General features: G+C 75.6%; 2 protein-coding genes. Both read left to right on the top strand.

The window, feature by feature from the left end:
• The coding region (locus MXD95_RS07485; RefSeq protein ID WP_250639809.1) for an SDR family NAD(P)-dependent oxidoreductase at window positions 1–3,851 on the top strand (3,851 nt) is incomplete at its 5' end.
• 20 nt (window positions 3,852–3,871) lie between these two features.
• Window positions 3,872–4,049: polyketide synthase docking domain-containing protein (locus MXD95_RS28440; RefSeq protein WP_285223549.1), on the top strand; the 178-nt coding region annotated here is incomplete at its 3' end.

The raw sequence follows: 4,049 nt of genomic DNA, 5'->3' as shown, positions 1-4,049 counted from the left end.
ACCACGCCCGCAACCCCGTCCGCTTCCACGACGGCATCCACCACCTCCACACCCTCGGCGTCACCGAATACCTCGAGCTGGGACCGGCCGGCGTGCTGACCACGCTCAGCGAGGAAAGCCTGAACGCGCTGGCCGCCGGCGCCGGTGACGCCGCGGGATCCGTCGAGGTGGACCCGGCTGCCCGCCTGCACGTCCCACTGCTGCGGCCCGGCCGGCCCGAGCGCCAGAGCGTCGCGATGGCACTGGCCCACGCCTACGTCCGCGGCGCCGAGGTCCGCTGGAATCCCACTCCCTCGGCCGCCGCGGGTTCCGCTCCCTCGGCAGCCTCAGCGTCCTCGTCCGATGGCGCCGAGAAGAACACAGCGATCCGCCACGCCCATGTCCCGGGCCTGCCGACCTACCCGTTCCAGCGGCAGCGTTACTGGCTGACGGTCGGCCCGGACGAGCGGGCCACGGCCACGCCCGGCCAGCGCACCGTCGACCATCCACTGCTGAGCAGTGTGCTGCCGCTGGCCGACAGCGGCGGGCTGGTGCTCGCCGGCCGGCTCTCGACCCGCACCCACGCCTGGCTCGCCGACCACGCGGTGGCCGGGGTCGAGCTGGTGCCGGGCACCGCCCTGGTGGAGATGGCCGCGCAGGCCGGACGGCTTGCCGGCTGCCCGCACCTGGCCGAGCTCACCCTGATGGCCCCCCTCGCGCTGCCCCGCACGGGCGGGGTGGAGGTGCAGGTCCTCCTCGGCCCCCCGGACGACCACGGGCGGCGTTCCGTCACCGTGCACGGACGGCCCACCCCGACCGACACCGCGGGTCCCGCACAGGAGACGTCCGGTCTCGATGACACGGCCGGTCTCGATGACACGGCCGGCGGCTGGACCCGACACGCCACCGGAACACTCGCTCCCGCACCCGTCCGGGACGGCGCCGCTCCGGGCGAAGCGCCCCGGCCGGAGGACATGGCCCGGTCGGAGGACACAGCCCAGTCGGAGGGTTCAGCCCCCCCGACCACGGTCCCCGGCGAGGAGTCGAGCTGGCCGCCGCCGGGCGCCGTCGAGATTCCCCTGACCGACGCCTACGACCTGCTCGCCGACGAGGGCTACCTCTACGGGGCGGCCTTCCAGGGGCTCCGGTCGGCCTGGCAGGCCGGAACGGACATCTGTGCCACGGTGCTGCTCCCGGAACACGCGGGCGAGGCCACCGGGTATGGCGCCCACCCCGCCCTCCTCGACGCGGCGCTGCACCCGTTGCCGCTGCACCTCCTGGGCGTCGCCGCCCGCCAGCCCGGGCCGCCGACGGTGATGCTGCCCTTCGCATGGCGCGACGTCCGCCTCGCCGCCGGCGGCGTCACCGAGCTGCGGGTGCGGATCAGCCCGGCCGGTGGTGACGCGGTGTCCCTACGTGCCACCGATCCCACCGGACGCGTCGTGGTCACGATCGGCGAGCTGGAGCTACGCCGGGTGGACCCGCAGCGGCTGGTCGAGCAGGTCCGGCCCGCCGGGACCCACGACGCCAGTGCCCTCTTCGAGCTGCGTTGGGTCTCCCCGGCCGATTCCACGGCCACGGCCGCCACCACCACCACCACCGCGACCGCGACCGCCGCGGCCGCCGCCGACCGACCGGGGGCGGTGTGGGCGGTGCTCGGCGGCCAGGAGTCCGCCCTCGCCACCGCCCTCGCCGCGTCCGGCGCCACGGTCGTGACCCACGCGGACACCACGGCGCTGCGGGAGGCACTCGCCCTGGGCGGCCCGGTGCCCGGGCGGGTGCTGCTGGATGCTGGCCGGTCACTCACCGGCCACGGGGAAGCGCCCACGCCCGGCACAACCGGCACCCGCACCAGCGCCGCCGATGAGAGCGGGTCCGCGGCACGGGTCGCAACGGCAACCCGCACGGCGACCGGTCGGGTTCTGGCGGTACTCCAGGACTGGCTCGACGACGCGAGCGGCGGGCAGTTCACCTCGCCGCTGGTGATCGTGACGCGTCGCGCGGTAGTCGACGCGCACGAACCGTCCGAGATCGATCCTGCCGGCGCGGCGGTCTGGGGCCTCGTGCGCGCGGCCCAGATCGAGGCGCCTGGACGCGTCGTGCTCGTCGACGTCGACGACGCCCCCGCCTCGCTGACAGCGCTGACAGCGCTGACCGGGCCGGCGGGGACAGCGGGGACAGCACCACCGATGGCAGGCCCCGGCGGTGCCGCGCAGCTCGCGATCCGGGACGGGCAGGTGCTGCTGCCACGGCTGATCCCCACCCGCGACGCCGATACCGGGGGCGCCGGTTCCGGCGCCACGGGTCCTGCGGCGACGCGCTCCGCGGCGGCGGGCTCCGAGGGCACGGATCGTGCGGACACGGCCGTGCCGGCGCCACGCAACGGCTCCGGTCCCGAGGGGAACAAGGGCCAAAGGGTGGCCGGCGGGGGCCATGCGCACGTCGAACGGGCCGACGGCTGGTTCGACCGCAACGGGACCGTGCTGATCACCGGGGGCACCGGGACCCTCGGTGCGCTCGTCGCCCGCCATCTGGTCACCGCTCGCGGCGCCCGCCACCTGCTGCTCACCTCACGGCGGGGAACCACGGCACCGGGCGCCGCCGAGCTCACCGCGGAACTCGCCCGGCTCGGCGCCGCCGTGACCGTCGTCCCCTGCGACCTCGCCGACCGCGCCCAGCTCGTCCGGCTGCTCGACCAGGTCCCGGCGGCACATCCCCTCACGGCGGTCGTCCACGCCGCCGGAGTTCTCGACGACGGCACGATCGGCTCCCTGGACGGCGACCGGCTCGACCGGGTGCTGCGGGCCAAGTCCGACGCCGCCTGGCTGCTGCACGACCTGACCGCCGGGCTGGATATGGCCGCGTTCGTCCTGTTCTCCTCGGTGGCGGGCACCCTGGGCGGCGCCGGGCAGGGCAACTACGGCGCGGCGAACGCGGTCCTGGACGCGCTCGGTCATCATCGCCGCGCCCGCGGCCTGCCCGCCACCTCGATCGCCTGGGGCCTGTGGGCCCGCACGAGCGCGATGACCGGCGCCCTCGGTGGCGCCGACCAGGCACGACTGGCCCGCTCCGGGCTGCTGCCGATGCCGGACGCCGAGGCCCTGGAGCTGTTCGACACCGCGGTGCGTGGTGGCCGGCCCGCCGTGGTCGCCGCCCGCCTCGATCCCGCCCGGTTGCGGGTCCAGGCCGCGTCGGGATCACTGCATCCGCTCCTGAGCGGGCTGGCTCCGGCGGCCCGTCCGCGGCGGGTTGCGGCACCGTCGCCGGCCGGCCCGTCGCTGCGCACACGGGTCGCGGCCGTCCCCGCCGAGGAACGCGTCGAGTTGCTGCTCTCGGCGGTGCGCGGGCACATCGCGGCTGTTCTGGGACACGACCCGGGGGACGCGGACACGGTCATCGATGCCGACCGCGGCCTGCTCGACCTCGGCTTCGACTCGCTCACGGCGGTGGAGCTGCGCAATCGGCTCGGCGAGGCGGCCGGACTGCGACTGCCGAGCACACTCGTCTTCGACCATCCGACGCCCGCCGCTCTCGCCGCCCACCTGGCCGAGGTGCTGGCACCGGAGCCGGCCCGGGCGGGCTCCGCGCTGCTCACCGCCGTCGACCAGCTCGAACAGGCCATCCGCGACGCGCTCGCCGCCGCGCGGACGGCCACGACGGCGGACGACGGTGACCACGCGGTCGTGGGACGCCGGCTCCAGGACCTGCTGGGTCGGTGGACCGGCACCCGCCCGGGCGCGACGCCAGCCACGGGGCCCGGCACCGTCGCGGACGAGAACGAGGACGACCTGGGCCTCGTCAGCGACGACGAACTCTTCGACGTGCTCGACAACGAACTGGGCCTTCCGCCCGGGGCCGACCGGTCCTACTGACGCCGAAGGGGTGAGAGTTGATGACCACCACCAACGAGGATCGGCTGCGCGACTATCTCAGGCGAGCCACCACCGATCTGCGCCAGGCCCGCCGGAAGCTGGGTGAGCTGGAGGCCCGCCGCGACGAGCCGATCGCGGTGGTCGGCATGGCCTGCCGCTTCCCCGGCGGCGTCCACAGCCCCGAAGACCTCTGGAACC

It is taken from the genome of Frankia sp. AiPa1, from assembly GCF_023243075.1.
Classification (GTDB): domain Bacteria; phylum Actinomycetota; class Actinomycetes; order Frankiales; family Frankiaceae; genus Frankia.
Note: the sequence above shows the minus strand (reverse complement) of the source record. Positions and strands in the feature narration are given on the sequence as shown.